This is a genomic window from Bradyrhizobium sp. LMG 9283, assembly GCF_045571415.1.
Taxonomy (GTDB): Bacteria; Pseudomonadota; Alphaproteobacteria; order Rhizobiales; family Xanthobacteraceae; genus Bradyrhizobium.
On the sequence record NZ_CP120691.1, the window covers coordinates 8,239,883 to 8,255,338 of the forward strand.

The following is a 15,456-nucleotide window of genomic DNA, read 5'->3' on the forward strand; positions in this document are numbered from 1 at the left end:
CGCACTATCTCCGCGAAAGCAACAAGCCCCGGCACGTCGAGATCGAGAGCATCTCGTGAAGCCCGGGAAGGGGATGTCAGATGGAGACCGCTGCTCGCTCGCGCGCCTGGCGCGCAATCCTTGTCTTGTGCGGCTTGGTCCTGCTCGGATCGGCCGCCGAGCTTCGCGCCGGCACGCTGCTGTCGCCGGGTGCCGGCGTCCTCGTGCGCAAATCCGCCGAACCGTTCGGCGTGTTCGCCTTCGCCATCTCGTCCGGCAGCCTGCAGCAGAAATGGTCCGCACTGAAGGACAAGCTCGACGACGACATGGTGCAGCTCGTGTTGTGCGACGGCGACCGCGACAATTGCGTATCCCCGGCGGCCTTGAGGCTGCTCGCCATCGTCGACCAGGCCCGCGCCCGCGACGGCCGCGCGCGCCTCGGCGAGACCAACCGCGCCGTCAACCTCGCGATCCACGCCGCCAATGACGGCACCGACGACGTCTGGAGCTCGCCGCTTGCGACCTTCGCGCGCGGCGCCGGCGATTGCGAGGACTATGCCATCGCCAAGCTAGCCGCGCTGCGGCTGGCGGGCGTTGCCGCTGAAGACCTCCGCATCGTCGTGGTGCGCGACGTCAGGGCCGGCGAGGAGCACGCGATTGCCGCAGCGAAGCTCGACGGCCAGTGGCTGATGCTCGACAATCGCCGCATGGCGATGGTCCGGGACGATGGGGCGCGGAGCTACCAGCCGCTGTTCGTGCTCTACCAGTCGGCGGTGATGAAGTATGTCGACGAACCGGTGCAGGTCTCGATGGCGGCCGGCGAGGCGCGTTCATAACCTCGGCTGCACTCCCACCACAAACCCATTTCGCCGCGCGATCCCAGACGCTAGCATGGAACCTTCCATGTGGGGGCAACTGGAATGCGGGTCATCGTGCTGTTTGTGCTTGCGCTGCTGGCGTTCTCGGCGGCGCCCGTGTCCGCGGAATCCGACGGCTCGCTCGCCGACAGGCTGCCGCTATTTGCCAAGAACAACTGCCAGCAGATTCGCGACCCCGGCAACCAATTGTTCTGCGGTGACGCCGAGCTTGCCGCCGCCGCCGAGAAGCTGAGCATCGCGATCGAGGCGCGGCTCGCCCGCCTGCCCGATCGCCTGCCCGCAATCGAGGAGAATGCGATCTGGATCCGCCAGCGCAACCTCAGCTGCGGCATCGTCGGCCAGACCGCGATCCGCGCCGACGAATTCGACCGGGTCAAGGGGTGCCTGCTCAAGGTCACCGAGGAGCGCGCCGCCATCGTGCGCGACCCTGATTTCGACTGCCTCGCGGCCAACACCGCAGCGGGCGCGCTGATCTGCGCCGACCCGTCGCTGGCGCTTGCCGAAAGCGAGCTCAACGGCCAGGTGCTTGGTCTGATCGGCAAGCTGGACCCGACCGCCGCGCGCTTTGCCTTCGCCGAATATGGAAGGTGGACGCGAGAGCGCGACCGCAAATGCAATCTGGTCGGCAAGGAGAACGTGCCGCTGCAAGAGCTGGAATCCGCGGAGGACTGCCTCGCCGACCATATGAAACGCAAGAGCGACGAAATCCGCGCGGCGAAGGGCGATCCCAAAAAAGTGTTCGGCCGGCAGGTCGCGGCCCGCTCGCCCGACACCGACGCGGTCGATTTCTGCGCCGCGCGAATCCATGCGGCCAATTCCTGCGGCAACTTCCTGCGCATCAACCGCGTCTATGCGCTCGACAGCCAGGTGACAGAGCAGGAGGCGCAGGTCACGGGCGAGATCGAGATGGCCGTGCTGGCGCCCTTCACCATGTGCAGCAAAGTCGCCTCCACCTGCACCGGGACCTGCTGGGACGGGAGGACGGGTCGTCCGCAGCCTGGAAGCGGCAACAAGGAGCGCTCCGCAGAAGCCTTCAACGTCACGCGCCGCCTGCGGATCCAGCGAACTTTCGCCTTCGTGAAAGCCGCCGACGGCTGGCGCTGCCGGGAGGACGAGCTGGCGCCGGTGAATTCGGGGACGGCAGGCGGGGGATCGTAGGTGCCTCTCCCTCTCCCCGTTCTTACGGGGAGAGGGTTGGGGTGAGGGGCTGCTTCCGCACAGACGGTGAGAGACGGACTCGCGCAGACTCCCCCTCACCCGGAACTTGCTCCGCAAATTCCGGCCTCTCCCCGCAGGCGGGGAGAGGCGAAGAAGCATCAAAACATCAGATTGTCCTTCACCAGCACCCAGCGGCCGCCCTTGACCTGCTGCACCTGGGTGATGGTGTTGGCGAGGTGGTCGGTCTTGGAGAACTTGGTCGGCGGCGAGTTGAAGATGTCGAGGAATTTCTCGCCCGACTCGAGCGCGTCCAGCATCTTCTGGCCCGTCAGATCCTTGCCAGCCTTGTTCGCGTAGAACGCAAACGTCATCATCGCATTGTAGCCGATGATGGCCTGCGTGTTGGCGTCCGTGCCGAACATCTTCTTGTAGTTGACGAGCCAATCCTTCACCTTGCCCTTGGCCGTGTCCTCATAGGGAATCTCGAAGCCGCTGGCGGCATAGAGACCCTCGACGGCGTCCTTGCCCAGCGCAGGGACCTCCATCACGTTGGTGGGAGTGGCGCCGAGGAAGGTGACGTCCCAGCCGAGCTTCTTGGCTTCGGTCATCGCCCCTATGGTCTCGCGGAGCACGGTGCCGAGCACGACGAGGTCGCAGCCGTCGGACTTCATCTTGGCGACCTGGGCGCTGAAATCGGAGGCGCCGCGCTTGTAGCTCGTGATCGAGGCCGGCTGCATCTTCATGGCCGTGAGCTGCTGGTTGAAGCCATCGAGCACGTTCTTACCGTACTCGTCATCCTGATGCATGATGCAGGGCTTCTTGAAGTTCTTCCACTCCATCATGTATTTCAGCGCGGCCCGCGTGCTCTCGACGTAGGGCAGCAGATTGTTGAACTTCAATCGCTCCTGCGGCTTGGCCGGATCGAACTTGAAGGTGAACTCGGCCGCCGTCAGCGGGAAGAGCTGCAGGACGCCGGCGTCGAAAAGGATGTCCTGCGCGGCGAGCACCGTCGGCGATCCCATCGGCCCTACCATCGCGAAGATCTTGTCCCGCTCGATCAGTTTTTGCGACGCCAGCACGGCCTTCTTCGGATCATAGCCGCTGTCCTCGACGACCAGTCGAATCTTGCGGCCGTTGATTCCGCCGGATGCGTTGATCTCCTCGGTCGCCATCTTCATGCCGTTTGCGACCGGGACGCCCCACCCCTTGATCGGACCCGACAAGTCCTGGTGAGTGCCGATGACGATCTCGGTCGCCGAGATGCCCTCGTTGGTGACCTTGGTTTGCGCTCCGGCCGGCAGACAGGTGAGCACCACGGCACTCACAGCAAGGCCGAATGCGCTGAACGACTTCGACATTGACGTCTCCTCTTCTAAAGGCCCGTGTTGGACGAAGGGCGAGGGCCACAGCCCCTTCGCTTTCTTGAATCGGCAGGCTCGTCACGCCACCGCGCGCTCTCGATACATTGCTTCGATCTCGGCGGCGTAGCGCTTGTTCACGAAGCCGCGCTTCAGCTTCATGGTCGGCGTCAGCTCCTCGTCCTCCGGGGTGAGCTGGCGCTCGATCAGGTAAAACTTCTTGATGGTCTCGACACGGGCGAAGTTGCCGTTAACCTGCTCGATCTCGCGCCCGATCAGATCCTGGATCTCCCTCGCCCGGCACAGGCTCGCATAATTGGTGAAGGGAATGTCGTGATCCTGGGCGAACTTCTCGACGTTCTCCTGGTCGATCATCACGAGACAGGTGAGATAGGGCCGCTTGTCCCCGATCACGACCGCGTCCGAGATATAGGGCGAGAATTTGAGCTGGTTCTCGATCTCGGACGGCGTGATGTTCTTGCCGCCGGAGGTGATGATGATGTCCTTCATCCGGTCGGTGACGCGGACGAAGCCCTCATTGTCGATGGTACCGACGTCGCCGGTGTGCAGCCAACCGCGGGAATCGATCGTCTCCGCGGTCTTCTCCGGCTGGTTCAAATAGCCCATGAACAGGAAGTCGCCCTTGATCAGGATCTCGCCGTCCGGCGACAGCGCGACCTCGCCCCATGGCACCGCGGTGCCGACGGAGCCGAGCTTGATTCTGTCCGCCGGCATCATGGTGGCGACCCCGCAATTCTCGGTCTGGCCGTAGACCTCGTGCATGTCGATGCCGAGCGCGAGATACCAGCGGATCAGCTCCGGCGCGATCGGCGCTGCGCCGGTGAAGGCGATGCGGCAGCGGTCGAGCCCGATCATGCGGCGAATGTTGCGGAAGGCGACTTGGTAGGCGATGCGGTAGGCGATGCGTAGCGACAGCGGCGGCGCCCTGCCCTCGAGCCTGTAGTCGACCATGCGATAGCCGATGCCGATGGCGCGGCGATAGACCCATTGCTGCAGCGGCGTTGCATCCTTCAGCGCGATGGTGATGGCGGAATAGAATTTTTCCCAAATCCGCGGCACAGCGAGAAAGGCGGTCGGCTGCACTTCGCGCAAATTGTCCGGCACTGTTTCCGGGCTCTCGGCGAAATTCATCACCGAGCCGAGCGCGACCGAGATGTAATAGCCGCCGATGCGCTCGGCGACATGGCAGAGCGGCAGGAAGATCAGCCGGTCTTCGTCCTCCCGTGCCGGGATGAAGTCGTTGGCATGCCGCATCTGGTGCGTGACGCTGCGGTTGGCGTGCATCGCGCCCTTGGGCGGACCGGTCGTACCTGAGGTGTAGACGAGGATGGCGAGATCGCCGGCACTGCGGCTGTCGATCATCTCTTGCCACAGCGCCTCGCGGCCGACCATGTGATTGCGGCCAAGCGCGCGAAACTCGTCGAGCGACATCACCATGTCGTCGGAGAAGCCGCTGAGGCCTTCCATGTCGAACACGATGATCTTCTGCAGGAACGGGCAACGCACGCGGCAGGTGAGGATCTTGTCGAGCTGCTCCTCGTCCTCGGCGAAGATCACCTTCGTGCCGGAGTCGTTGACGAGATACTCGACCTGGGATGAGGAATCGGTCGGATAGATTCCGGAGGAGACGCCGCCGGCGCACAATATGCCCATATCGGCATAGACCCATTCGGGCACGGCATTGGCGATGATGGAGGCGACGTCGCCGGGCATGAAGCCGATGGCGCGAAGCGCGTAGGCGATCTCCTTCGAGATCGCGAGCCATTGGCGCCAGCTGGTCGGCTGCCAGATGCCGAACTTCTTCTCGCGGATCCCAGGCCGATCGCCCCGCGTCTCCGCGGCGCGCAAGAAGCTCTTTGCGATCGTATCAGCGACCGTCAGCACCGCCGGTCGGGCCATGCGCCTCTCCTCCCTGTCGCCTGCCTCCGCTGCCTGCCTTGCGGGCGGTCTATCTTGCGGATGACAAGCTCATTTTACTGCCAGCTCTTCCTCACCGCCACGTCTTCTTCTTTTTCCAGCGCCGCTCGCCGCGTGCGCCCGCTTCCTTGGCGCCAAGGTAGAATTCCTGGATGTCCTGGGAATGCATCAAGCGGTCGCAGCTGTCGTTCATCACGATCCGGCCGATCTCCAGCACATAGCCGTAATGCGCGGTCTCCAGCGCCACCTTGGCGTTCTGCTCGACCAGGAGGATCGACATGCCCTGCTCCTCGTTGACCCGGCGGATGATGGTGAAGATCTCCTTCACCAGCAGCGGCGACAGGCCGAGCGAGGGCTCATCTAACAGCAGTAGCATCGGCCGGTTCATCAGCGCGCGGCCGATCGCCAGCATCTGCTGCTCGCCGCCGGAGAGCTGACCGGCCGGCTGGTCGATGCGCTCCTTCAGGCGCGGGAAATAGCCGTAGACGCGCTCCAGATCCTCCACGACGCCGTCACGGTCCTTGCGCGGATAGGCGCCCATCATCAGGTTCTCGCGCACGGAAAGGAACGGAAACACCTCGCGCCCCTCCGGCACATGGCTGAGGCCGAGCCGCACGATCCGGTCAGCCTCCATGCGCTGAATCGGCCTGCCCATGAACTCGATCGTCCCCTTCTGCGGATCGAGGATGCCCGAGATCGTCTTCAGCACCGTGGTCTTGCCGGCCCCGTTCGCCCCGAGCAGCGTAACAATGCGGCCGCGCGGCACCTCCAGCGAGATGCCGCGGATCGCCATGATCGGCCCGTAATAGCTCTCGATGTTGGAGAGCTTGAGGATGATATCCGGGGTCACGGCGGCATCCATGCGTCAGGCTCCCAGATACGCGGCGACGACGTCCGGGTGCTGTTGCACCTCGGCGGGCGAGCCCATGGCGAGCACCCTTCCATAGTTCAGCGCGATGACGCGATCGGAGACGCGGTTCACCAGCGACATGTCATGTTCGACCATCAACACGGTGACGCCGAGCTCGCTCTTCATGTCGCGGATCCAGAACGACATGTCGTCGGTCTCCTCGACATTGAGGCCGGAGGACGGCTCATCGAGCAGGATCAGCTTCGGTTCGGAGCACAGGGCGCGCGCCAGCTCGATCACCTTGCGCACGCCGTAAGGCAGGCCGGAGATCAGCTTGTCGCGATAGGGTTCGAGATCGAGGAATTCGATCACCTGCTCGACCCTGCGGCGATGCACCTTCTCGTTGGCACGCACACTCGGCAGGAACAGGAGCTCCTGCCAGAGCTGCGTGGTGGAATGGCGGTGACGCCCGACCAGCAAATTCGACAGCACGGTCGCGTTCTCGAACAGCTCGATGTTCTGGAAGGTGCGGGCGATGCCGAGCTTGGCGATGTCGTAGGGCGGCTGCTCGGTGATGTCCTGGTCCTCGAAGAAGATGCGGCCCGAGGTCGGCCGGTAGATCCGCGAGATCAGGTTGAAGATCGAGCTCTTGCCGGCGCCGTTCGGCCCGATGATCGAGAGGATCTCGCCCTTCTCCACCGCGAACGAGACCGCATCGACCGCCTTGAGGCCGCCGAAATGCAGCGACAGGTTCTCGGCGCGAAAATAGCTCATCGGTTGCGCTCCGACTTCACGTAGATCTTCTGCCGCTTGAAGGTGGCGCGCTTGTAGAGCGGGAACAGCTGGAAGAAGAGTTTGATCTTCAGCCAGCGGCCATAGAGCCCGAGCGGCTCGAACAGCACGAACAGCACGATGATGATGCCATAGATCGCGCCTTTCAGGCCGTTGAGTGAGGCGAAGGCCGCGACGTTCGACTGGATATTTCCCGCAGTCGCCGGGCTCGCGCCGAAGGTTGCGGCGATGCCGGCGATGATGCCGGGCATGTCGTCCTTGAGATAGGTCAGGAACGGATCGATCATCACGATGAAGATCGCGCCCAGCACTGCACCGTGCAGGCTGAAGGTGCCGCCGATCAGGATCACGATGATGAACTCGATCGAGAGCTGGAGCGTGAACATCTCCGGCGAGATGAAGGAGAGCTTGTGCGCGAACAGGACGCCGGCAAAGCCGGTGATCGCCGCCGAGATCGCAAAGGATTTGACCTTGTAGAGCGCGACATTGACGCCCATGCTGCGCGCAGCCGTCTCGGAGTCGCGGATCGCGACAAAGGCGCGGCCGGTCGGCGAACGTAAGAGATTGAGCGTGCCGACGATGGTCAGCACCAGCACGGCAAGACAGAGATAATAGAAGGTCGGGCTGTCGCGCGGCACGGTGACTCCGAACAGCGACAGCGTCTTGACCCGCATGCCCTCATTCCCGTTGGTGACGCTTTCCCAGCGCGCCAGGATCTCCTCGACGATCAATGCAAGGGAAATGGTGGCGATGACGAGATAGATACCGGAGAGACGCAGGGCGGGAAAGCCGACCATCGCGCCGATGATGCCGGTCAAGAGCCCGGCGCCGAGGAAGTAGACCGGGAACGGCACGTTGTATTTCTGCAAGTACGCCGCGGTATAGGCCCCGATCGCGAGGAACGCGGCATGCCCGAGCGAGGCCTGGCCGGTGAAGCCGGTCAGGATCAGGAGCGCCACGCCGACGGTCGCATAGATGCAGACGAAGACGAGCTGGCTCATCAGATAGCTGGAGAGTACATAGGGCGCGATGAGCAGCAGCGCGAGCAGGATGCCGTAGGAGAAGACATAGCCCGAATGCGGAAACAGCTTGATGTCGTCTTCGTAGTCGGTCTTGAACAGGAAGCGCATGGCGTTCAGACCTTCTTGCGGACGTGGAGGCCGAACAGGCCTTCGGGCTTCAGCAGCAGCACGGTCAGCAACACCACATAGGGCGCGACGTCCTTCCAGCCCTCGGGCAGGTAAAAGCCGGCCATGCTCTCGATCACGCCGATCAGGACGCCGCCGACCACGGCGCCCGGAATCGAACCAAAGCCGCCGAGCACGGCGGCAGGAAATGCCTTGAGGCCGAGCACGAGGCCGACATTGGAGTGGATGAAGGTGATCGGTGCCAGCAGCACGCCGGCGCAGGTCGCGACCGCCGCGCTGATCGCCCAGACGATCGACACCACGCGCTTGACCGGAATGCCCATATAGTAGGCCGCCAGCATGTTCTCGGAGCTGGCGCGCATCGCAGTGCCGAGCATGGTCTTGTTGAAGAACTGCCACAGCAGCGCGCACAGGATCATCGTCGCCGCGATCACCGAGAGCTTGTCATAGGCGAGCACCAGCGAACCCATGCGCAGCACACCCTGGCTGAACGGCGTCTCGATCTTCAAATCGTCGGTGCCCCAGATCATGCCGGCGACCGAGCGCAGGAAATAGCCGAGGCCGATCGTGGCCATGATGATCGAGAACTGCGGGTAGCCGAGGATCGGCCGCACCACCACGCGCTCGGCCAGCATGCCGAACAGCGCCATGGCGGCGACCGCACCGGCAAAGCCGATCCAGTAGTTCAGGCCCATCATGCCGATGAAGGTGAAGGCGAAGAAGCCGCCGAGCATCATCAGATCGCCCTGGGCGAAGTTGACGACCTCGGTGGCCTTGTAGACGAGCACGAAGCCGAGTGCGATCAGGCCGTAAACGCAGCCGAGCGCAACACCGCTAACCAGCTGCTGAACGAACTCCAGCATCGCCGTGCATCCTCCCGATGCAACCGGCGGTTCTTCGTGACCGCCTTGCCGCATCTTGTGTCCAGTCGCTACGCAGTCGTTTCGCTGCGTTAGCGCCATTTGTCCGGAATCAATTCAGCCTGAACGCCCGCGCGCTGTCAACAAACGGTGACTTGCCTTTAGTCCAACCCGGATGGCGGAATTTGTCGGCCGTAGATTCACGGTGCCGAAACATCTTCCAGTCAAGGTCGCGGGCGATGCAAAACCGGATGGTATGGCCGTGATGAAGCCGGGCAACTCGGCGCTGGAAGTCCGAGGGTTAACGAAGCGTTTTGACCGCCTGGCGGTCGACAGCCTCGATCTCACCATCCACGCCGGCGAATTCTACGCCCTGGTCGGCCCCAACGGCGCCGGCAAGACCACCAGCTTGCGCATGGTTGCGGGCCTGCTGCGGCCCGATGCCGGCGCGGTCTCGATCTTCGGCATCGATGCGCTGGAGAATCCCACCGCCGCCAAGCAGGTGATGGCCTGGGTCTCCGACGAGCCCATGATCTATGACAAGCTGACCCCGCTCGAATATCTCGAATTCGTCGCCGGCCTCTGGGGCATCGCCCCGTCGGCCTCGGAGCCGGTCGCGGAAGAGCTGCTCAGCTCGCTCGGGCTAGAGGCGCATCGGCACGAGCGCTGCGAGGGCTTTTCCAAGGGCATGCGCCAGAAGGTCGCTCTCGCAGGAGCACTGGTGCACGATCCCCGCCTCATCATCCTCGACGAGCCGCTGACGGGGGTCGATGCCGTCTCCGCGCGCCATGTGAAGGGCCTGCTCAGCGCGCGCGTGCGCGCCGGCTGCACCGTGATCATGACCACGCATATTCTCGAGGTCGCCGAGCGCATGGCCGACCGCATCGGCGTGATCGCATCCGGGCGCCTGGTCGCCGAGGGCACGCTCGCCGAGCTGCGCCAGCGGAATGGCCATGCCGACACCAGCCTGGAGGATCTCTTCATCGCGCTGGTGACGCTTCAGGCCGCGGCATGAGCTCGGCAACCGCGCTGTCCTGGTTTGCCCGCCACGAACTGCGGCTCGCCTGGCGCGAATGGTTCGCCATGATGACGGGCGGCCGGCGCAAACGTACGCGCGTTGCGGCGATCGGCCTCCTCTGCTTCGCCGCGCTGCTGCACCTGCCGGCCTGGGCGGTGATCGGCCGTTTCGCCGACCTGCAGCTGCCGCTCGACAAATCCTCGCTGATCGTGATTTCGGCGACGATCTTTCTCGCCTGGACCTTGATGCTGTCGCAGGCGATCGAGTCGGTGACGCGGGTGTTCTACGCCCGCGCCGATCTCGACCTGATCATGTCCTCGCCGGCGACGCTGGCCAATCTGTTCTCGGTCCGCATCGCCGCGATCGCGCTGACCGTCACCGTGCTCGCACTGCTGTTCGCGACGCCCTTCATCGACGTTCTGGTGATCGGCGGCGGCGCGCGCTGGCTCGCCGCCTTCGGCGTCGTCGTTGCGATGGGCCTGTCGGCCGCGGCGATCGCCATCGCCGTCACCATTCTCCTATTCCGGCTGATCGGCCCGGCGCGAACGCGCCTGATCGCCCAGATCGTCGCCGCGATCATCGGCGCAGGCTTCGTGATCGCACTTCAGGTCGCCGCGATCATGTCCTACGGCACGCTGTCGCGCTTCACCATCCTGACCTCGGGGAGCCTTGCCGCCTACGCGCCCGATGTCGAGAGCATCTGGTGGTGGCCGGCCCGGGCGACCATGGGCGACAGCGAGGCGCTGCTGCTGCTTCTCGCGCTCGCTCTGGTGCTGCTCGGAAGCGTGATGGCGATCTTCTCGCACCGCTTCGCCGACACCGCGATCGATGCGGCGGCGTACGGCACGTCCGGCCGCGTCCGTGCGAAGGAACGCCCGTTCCGCGGCGGATCGCGCCAGCAGGCGCTGCGTCGCAAGGAATTCATGCTGCTCTGGCGCGATCCCTGGCTGATCTCGCAGACCTTGATGCAGCTGCTCTATCTGGTGCCGCCGGCGCTGCTGCTCTGGCGCAATTTTGCCGACAGCTCCGCGGCGCTGACGCTGATCACGCCCGTGATCGTGATGGCGGCGGGACAGCTCGCCGGCGGGCTGGCCTGGCTGACGATCTCCGGCGAGGACGCCCCCGACCTAGTGGCCACCGCGCCGTTGACGCCGTCCAGCGTCATCCGCGCCAAGATCGAGGTGGTGCTGATCGCGATCGCGGTCATCTTCTGCCCACTGGTCGGAGCACTGGCCTTTGCCTCGCCGTTCCAGGCCGCAGTGAGTGCCGGAGCGATCATCGTCAGCGCGGCGTCCGCCACCGCGATCCAGCTCTGGTTCCGGGTTCAGGCCCGGCGCAGCCAATTCCGCCGCCGCCAGACCTCGTCGCGACTTGCGACCTTTGCCGAAGCTTTCTCCTCGATCGGCTGGGCCGCGAGTGCGGCGCTGCTGCTCGCCCTGCCACTGGCCGGCCTCATCAGCGGCCTGATCACCGCTGGCCTTGTTGCGATCACCTGGAAGTTCAGCCCAAAGCGCGACTAGAAGGCGGGCGTGAAGGTGCGACACTGACGCGCTGTTGATCGCGGCCCATTGGCCATGCACTGCGTCGCACGCTAGACTTTCCCTTGACACCATCGGGGACGGATTCATGTGGCGACTGGTTTCGGCGGCTCTGGCGCTGTTCGGCGCAATCCTCTCACCTGCCCTCGCCCAGCAGCCACAGCGCAGCGAATGCCTGGCGATGGCCAATTCGGCGCCGCGAGTCATGCCGGTCGTGTTCAGGCAGGCGGCGGCTGCAGCTGAGGTCGAGATCACCTATGCCGGCCACTCCACCTATTTCATCGACACGCCCGGCGGCTTGCGCATCGCCACCGACTATAGCGGCGCCTATCAGGTGGGGCGGCTGCCCGATGTCGTCACCATGAACCGGGCGCACAGCACGCACTATTCTTTATATCCCGACAAACGAATTCCCCATGTGCTGCACGGCTGGGGCGAGGACGGCAAGCCGGCCATCGTCTCCGATCGCATCGGTGACACCTTCATCCGCAACGTCACCACCGACATCCGCCGCTATATCGGCGACGATGCCGGCGCCGATATGATCCGCGACGGCAACTCGATCTTCATTTTCGAAGTCGCCGGCCTCTGCATCGGCCATCTCGGCCATCTCCACCATAAGCTCGACGACAGCCATTTCGCCCAGATCGGGCGACTGGACATCGTGATGGTGCCGATCGACGGCACCTATACCATGTCACTGGACGGCATCTCCGAGATCACCAAGCGGCTGCGCGCCTCGGTGGTGCTGCCGATGCACCGCTTCGCCACCCCGCTCGACGATTTCATGCGCAGGATCGGCCAGCAGTTCGAGATCGACCGGCGCATGGAGCGCTCGTTCCAGATGTCGCGGGACACGTTGCCGACGAAGCCGACCGTGATCATCCTCGACGGGGTCTGAGCGCCAAAACCGGAACGCATCAACGATCGACGACTTGGTTGCTCCGAGAGCCACGTCAGTCGGAGCAATCATGAACAAGCGGTTCCTGGTCATCGGCTCATTTGCGGCCATCCTATCTCCTCTGGGGTTCCACCTATTTTGCGATCACGCTGGGCCTGAAATCGATACCACCGCTTCTGCTGATGGCGCTTCGCTCGTTCTGCGGCGGCACCATCTTGCTCGCCTTCAGCGGACGGCACATCGCTGGTGCCTCGGGGCAGACATGGTTGCAGGCAGGCTTGTGCGGGCTGCTCTTCTTCGTCGGCTGCCACGGCGTTCTCGCCTTCGCGCAACAATCGGTTCCGTCCGGCGTGGCCGCCATCGTGCTCGCCACGATCCCGTTCTGGATACTTCTGGCCGACACGTTGTTTCCGGGCGATCAGCGCCCGCGGCCGATCGCGCTGCTCGCGCTCGTGCCCGGCTTCGTGGGCGTCGGGCTTGTGGCATGGCAGAATGCCGAGCAGGCCGGCATCAGCATGCTTCCCATCGTCTGGTTGCTTGCTGCGGCCCTGTCGTGGTCGATCGGCACGGTGCTGTCGCGCGGCATGTCGCGTCAGGCATCCGCGATCTCCATATCCGGCATGCAGCTATCGATCGGAGGCGCCGTGTTGTTCGCGATCAGCTGGCTAACGGGCGAGCTGGAGAGTTTTAGACCGAGCGAGGTCTCGATGACGTCGATTGCGGCAGCGCTTTGGCTGATCATCTCCGGCAGCGTGATCGGATTCGTCGCCTACAATTGGCTGCTCGAGAACGTGTCGACCTCCTTGGTCTCGACCTATACCTTCGTCAATCCGGTGATCGCAGTGCTGCTCGGCACCGTCGTGCTCGGAGAGCCGTTCTCTCGCATGATGCTGGTGGGCGCGAGTCTCGTCATTGTCTCCGTTATGGTCATCTGGCGCGCTGAACGCTCGAGCAGTCGGCGGACGCACGCAGAGGCCGATCGAGCCATGAGGCATCTGTCACTGCACAAGACCTGACGACGGCAATTTTCTCCAAGTCGCCTGCGGCTCGTTCGTGCTGGAATCTCCGCAACAGGAGAGCAACATGAGCGACTTTGCGAGACTTCTGCACGCGAGCGGGCCGCATCCCGAACACGAGGCGGCGCTTCGGCTTTACGGCCGCTTCGTCGGCGACTGGAACAGCGAGATCACGGCACATGCGCCGGACGGCGCCAGACACACGGCAGTTGGCGAAATCCATTTCGGCTGGGTGCTGGAAGGCCGTGCGGTGCAGGACGTCTGGATCATTCCCCGGCCCGCGGGCAGCCCGCCCTTTCCGATCGCCGGCAATTGGTATGGCACGACGCTGCGCGTCTACGATCCGGCCATCGATGCATGGCGGATTTCCTGGTTCGATCCGGGCCGCCGCGTGTTCCGGCAGCAGATCGGCCGTCCGCGTGGCAACGACATCGTGCAGGAAGGCACGACCGAATCCGGCGAGCTGACGCGCTGGAGCTTTACCGGGATCAGCAACGACTCCTTCCATTGGCTCGGCGAGGCCAAGCCCGCAGCAGCGCAGGATTGGCGGCTGATGGTGGAGGTCAGGGCACGACGGCGCAGGCCATGACATCGGCAGGCCATGAAACGAGAAGAGGGGCCGGAATGCTGATCCCGACCCCTCTTCGTCGTGGCCGCTGGGAAGCGTCCTTGAAACCCTATTGTCCGCTTTAGCCGGCACCCATCAGCGAGGCCGGACGGCGTTCGCCGGTTAAGGCGAACATCTTCTTCAGCTTGTTGACGACGCGGATCAGGAACCCGATCATCACCGGATTGGTCTTGCGGCAGAAGGCGATCTTCTTGACGTGGCCTTCGACATGCCATTTGGCATGCGCCCCGTCGCGGAAGAAAATGACGTCGCCGGGGCCGTAGCGCTTCGGCGGCATGCCATCACTTTCGAGCACGATCGATCCTTCCATGATCATGATCGTCTCGTCGATGTCATAGTACCAGTTGAAGCGGCCCTCGGTGCAGTGCCAGATGATCGTCTGGGCAGTGCCGTCGGCGCTGGTCGACAGGACGCGCGAGCGGGATACCGGATTGCCCTCGATGATCCAGGACGGCTCGATCGGCCGCAGCTCGAGATCTACATTGCAACTACCGATTTCAATCAATGCGCGCGACATCTGCTTCCCCAGGAGACATAATATGAATGGCCGGGTCTAGGCCCGGATTGCTTCGAAAGAAGCTGGGACGCTAGTAGCCGGTTTTTAATTCTTTCTTACGCAGAGCTCGACAATCAGCCCCTAGTTGCAAGTGCGAAACGGTTAACGTCCCGATTTCCCCGCAAATTCGTACACATGAACCGATCTTTTCCGGGGTGCGACAAAGTGCGCGAAGTATTGGAAGGAGTCGCACCGATGCCCCTCACGCCCGAGGTTCTGACCGCCAACAGCGCGGCAGTCGCCCGGCTCTGCAGCCTCGACGTCTCCTTCGCGCCGGACGACGAGCCCTGGTTCACCATCGACGGCATCGAAAGCCCGCGGCACATCGGCAGTGACGGCTCTGGCAGCGCGTTCGTGCTGCTGCCGTCGCAGAGTGTGCTGTACGTCTCGTCGGAGGGCCGCGCGGGAATCATCGCGGAGAGCTTCGAGGCATTCATCCAGCTCGTCGTCGCCCGCCCATATTGGCTCGACATCCTCAAATTTTCCGCGGGCGGCGACCTTGCCGAAATGCGCCGCGCAGCGGATGCGCTGGAGGCGACACTCGACGACGAGGATGAGGTCAATGAGGCTCGCGAAGAAATCCGCGACACGCTTGAGCTGCCGGAGACGGACGATCCCGTCGGCGCGCTCTACGAGGCGGTGGCCGCTTCCGACGCCATCGTGCGCGCCACCGATGGCAGCCCGTTCACGACGCTGTTCAACCGCTTCAGTATCGACAACGACCCGATGCTGCGCAACGCTGCCGCCTGAGAGGCAGGAGAGACTGTCGCGAGGACGTTCACCTCTCCCCAGCGAGGAGAGGTGGACCGCGTCCAGGGCTGCCTATTGGATCAAAATC

The 15,456-nt window shown here is 63.9% G+C and carries 15 protein-coding genes; 8 read left to right on the forward strand and 7 right to left on the reverse strand.

What is annotated here, in order from left to right; translation table 11 throughout:
* Positions 1 to 80: 80 nt before the first annotated feature.
* On the forward strand, positions 81 to 815 hold the full coding sequence (locus P6U29_RS38325; protein WP_407115282.1) for a transglutaminase-like cysteine peptidase: 735 nt from the start codon (positions 81 to 83) through the stop codon (positions 813 to 815).
* 84 nt (positions 816 to 899) lie between these two features.
* The gene (locus tag P6U29_RS38330) at positions 900 to 2,015 is read left to right on the forward strand and encodes a lysozyme inhibitor LprI family protein (protein WP_407115283.1); all 1,116 of its coding nucleotides are present in this window, start codon (positions 900 to 902) and stop codon (positions 2,013 to 2,015) included.
* A 158-nt stretch (positions 2,016 to 2,173) separates the two neighbouring features.
* Here the strand turns inward: P6U29_RS38330 and P6U29_RS38335 are convergent, their stop codons facing one another.
* From P6U29_RS38335 to P6U29_RS38360, 6 genes are all read right to left on the reverse strand, one after another.
* The gene (locus P6U29_RS38335) at positions 2,174 to 3,373 is read right to left on the reverse strand and encodes an ABC transporter substrate-binding protein (protein ID WP_407115284.1); all 1,200 of its coding nucleotides are present in this window, start codon (positions 3,371 to 3,373) and stop codon (positions 2,174 to 2,176) included.
* Between the two features lie 81 nt (positions 3,374 to 3,454).
* A complete protein-coding gene (locus P6U29_RS38340; protein WP_407115285.1) occupies positions 3,455 to 5,293 on the reverse strand; it encodes an AMP-dependent synthetase/ligase in 1,839 nt (612 codons plus the stop codon).
* Between the two features lie 91 nt (positions 5,294 to 5,384).
* Entirely contained in the window at positions 5,385 to 6,173 is a 789-nt protein-coding gene (locus P6U29_RS38345; protein WP_407115286.1) for an ABC transporter ATP-binding protein, read from the reverse strand.
* 3 nt (positions 6,174 to 6,176) lie between these two features.
* Complete coding sequence (locus P6U29_RS38350) at positions 6,177 to 6,935, reverse strand: ABC transporter ATP-binding protein (protein ID WP_197953824.1); 759 nt, start codon at positions 6,933 to 6,935, stop codon at positions 6,177 to 6,179.
* Positions 6,932 to 8,083, reverse strand: a complete 1,152-nt coding sequence (locus P6U29_RS38355; RefSeq protein ID WP_407115287.1) for a branched-chain amino acid ABC transporter permease — start codon at positions 8,081 to 8,083, stop codon at positions 6,932 to 6,934. The genes P6U29_RS38350 and P6U29_RS38355 overlap by 4 nt, the downstream gene beginning before the upstream one ends.
* Positions 8,084 to 8,088: 5 nt before the next feature.
* Complete coding sequence (locus P6U29_RS38360; RefSeq protein ID WP_407115288.1) at positions 8,089 to 8,964, reverse strand: branched-chain amino acid ABC transporter permease; 876 nt, start codon at positions 8,962 to 8,964, stop codon at positions 8,089 to 8,091.
* A gap of 262 nt (positions 8,965 to 9,226) precedes the next feature.
* Between P6U29_RS38360 and P6U29_RS38365 the strand changes: the two genes are divergently transcribed.
* From P6U29_RS38365 to P6U29_RS38385, 5 genes are all read left to right on the forward strand, one after another.
* Positions 9,227 to 9,976: an ABC transporter ATP-binding protein gene (locus P6U29_RS38365; protein WP_407119546.1), complete on the forward strand. Its 750-nt coding sequence runs from the start codon at positions 9,227 to 9,229 to the stop codon at positions 9,974 to 9,976.
* Complete coding sequence (locus tag P6U29_RS38370) at positions 9,973 to 11,499, forward strand: permease (protein WP_407115289.1); 1,527 nt, start codon at positions 9,973 to 9,975, stop codon at positions 11,497 to 11,499. Before P6U29_RS38365 ends, P6U29_RS38370 begins: the two co-directional genes overlap by 4 nt.
* 106 nt (positions 11,500 to 11,605) lie before the next feature.
* A complete protein-coding gene (locus P6U29_RS38375; protein WP_407115290.1) occupies positions 11,606 to 12,418 on the forward strand; it encodes an MBL fold metallo-hydrolase in 813 nt (270 codons plus the stop codon).
* A gap of 101 nt (positions 12,419 to 12,519) precedes the next feature.
* On the forward strand, positions 12,520 to 13,434 hold the full coding sequence (locus tag P6U29_RS38380) for an EamA family transporter (RefSeq protein ID WP_407115291.1): 915 nt from the start codon (positions 12,520 to 12,522) through the stop codon (positions 13,432 to 13,434).
* 67 nt (positions 13,435 to 13,501) lie between these two features.
* Entirely contained in the window at positions 13,502 to 14,023 is a 522-nt protein-coding gene (locus tag P6U29_RS38385) for a hypothetical protein (RefSeq protein ID WP_407115292.1), read from the forward strand.
* Positions 14,024 to 14,123: 100 nt separating this feature from the next.
* Here P6U29_RS38385 and P6U29_RS38390 read toward each other — a convergent pair whose 3' ends face one another.
* Positions 14,124 to 14,579 (reverse strand): cupin domain-containing protein, encoded by a 456-nt coding sequence (locus P6U29_RS38390; protein ID WP_407115293.1) that lies wholly within the window; start codon positions 14,577 to 14,579, stop codon positions 14,124 to 14,126.
* Positions 14,580 to 14,813: 234 nt separating this feature from the next.
* Between P6U29_RS38390 and P6U29_RS38395 the strand changes: the two genes are divergently transcribed.
* Entirely contained in the window at positions 14,814 to 15,368 is a 555-nt protein-coding gene (locus P6U29_RS38395) for a hypothetical protein (protein WP_407115294.1), read from the forward strand.
* Positions 15,369 to 15,456 lie beyond the last annotated feature (88 nt).

Excerpts from the sequence above, each read along its gene's own strand:
- P6U29_RS38375 (WP_407115290.1), top strand. The coding sequence starts at position 11,606 with ATGTGGCGACTGGTTTCGGCGGCTCTGGCGCTGTTCGGCGCAATCCTC.
- P6U29_RS38345 (WP_407115286.1), bottom strand. The coding sequence starts at position 6,173 with ATGGATGCCGCCGTGACCCCGGATATCATCCTCAAGCTCTCCAACATC.
- P6U29_RS38355 (WP_407115287.1), bottom strand. The coding sequence starts at position 8,083 with ATGCGCTTCCTGTTCAAGACCGACTACGAAGACGACATCAAGCTGTTT.
- P6U29_RS38390 (WP_407115293.1), bottom strand. The coding sequence starts at position 14,579 with ATGTCGCGCGCATTGATTGAAATCGGTAGTTGCAATGTAGATCTCGAG.
- P6U29_RS38325 (WP_407115282.1), top strand. The coding sequence starts at position 81 with ATGGAGACCGCTGCTCGCTCGCGCGCCTGGCGCGCAATCCTTGTCTTG.
- P6U29_RS38395 (WP_407115294.1), top strand. The coding sequence starts at position 14,814 with ATGCCCCTCACGCCCGAGGTTCTGACCGCCAACAGCGCGGCAGTCGCC.
- P6U29_RS38340 (WP_407115285.1), bottom strand. The coding sequence starts at position 5,293 with ATGGCCCGACCGGCGGTGCTGACGGTCGCTGATACGATCGCAAAGAGC.
- P6U29_RS38350 (WP_197953824.1), bottom strand. The coding sequence starts at position 6,935 with ATGAGCTATTTTCGCGCCGAGAACCTGTCGCTGCATTTCGGCGGCCTC.
- P6U29_RS38385 (WP_407115292.1), top strand. The coding sequence starts at position 13,502 with ATGAGCGACTTTGCGAGACTTCTGCACGCGAGCGGGCCGCATCCCGAA.
- P6U29_RS38370 (WP_407115289.1), top strand. The coding sequence starts at position 9,973 with ATGAGCTCGGCAACCGCGCTGTCCTGGTTTGCCCGCCACGAACTGCGG.
- P6U29_RS38330 (WP_407115283.1), top strand. The coding sequence starts at position 900 with ATGCGGGTCATCGTGCTGTTTGTGCTTGCGCTGCTGGCGTTCTCGGCG.
- P6U29_RS38365 (WP_407119546.1), top strand. The coding sequence starts at position 9,227 with ATGAAGCCGGGCAACTCGGCGCTGGAAGTCCGAGGGTTAACGAAGCGT.
- P6U29_RS38360 (WP_407115288.1), bottom strand. The coding sequence starts at position 8,964 with ATGCTGGAGTTCGTTCAGCAGCTGGTTAGCGGTGTTGCGCTCGGCTGC.
- P6U29_RS38335 (WP_407115284.1), bottom strand. The coding sequence starts at position 3,373 with ATGTCGAAGTCGTTCAGCGCATTCGGCCTTGCTGTGAGTGCCGTGGTG.